This window comes from Streptomyces sp. NRRL F-2664, assembly GCF_000719345.1.
In the GTDB taxonomy this organism is placed as follows: Bacteria; Actinomycetota; Actinomycetes; order Streptomycetales; family Streptomycetaceae; genus Streptomyces.
Window position 1 is genome coordinate 1 of record NZ_JOFX01000363.1, and the last position, 440, is coordinate 440.

Below are 440 nucleotides of genomic sequence, written 5' to 3' on the forward strand. Positions count from 1 at the left end.
GGGTGGTCTGCGGCTTGCCGGAGTCCGGCAGCACCGTGTGCACAGACGGCCGACCCTGGCGGTCGTACTCCGTCCCCGAGACGACCCGCCCGCCCGGCCCCATCTCCTCCAGCACGGCGCCGGTGGCCAGATCCACCACCCGCGAGGCGGAGGTCTCGGCATCCGTGCCCGGCGCCACCGTGGCGGTCTCGGTCAGGCGCCCGCCCTCCACGGTCCGGCTGACCTCAGTCTTCAGCTCGCCCGGCCCCTCACCCCGCCCCTCCCCACCCGCGCCGTCGGCCCAGGAGACCGTCTGCGAGGCAGGCTGCCCGTACTTGTCGTAGGTGAATGTGGTCTGCTCGCGGGCGGCGAGCTTCCCGCTGCTGTCTGCGGTGCGGGTGACGGTCCCGGTGACCGTGCGCCGGTCCGCAGCCAGGGTGTTGGAGGTCTCCTGCAGGACC

General features: G+C 73.9%; 1 protein-coding gene. It reads right to left on the reverse strand.

Features of this window, described 5'->3' with window-relative positions; genetic code table 11:
- The coding region (locus IF89_RS39690) for a hypothetical protein (RefSeq protein WP_043194982.1) at positions 1 to 440 on the reverse strand (440 nt) is incomplete at both ends.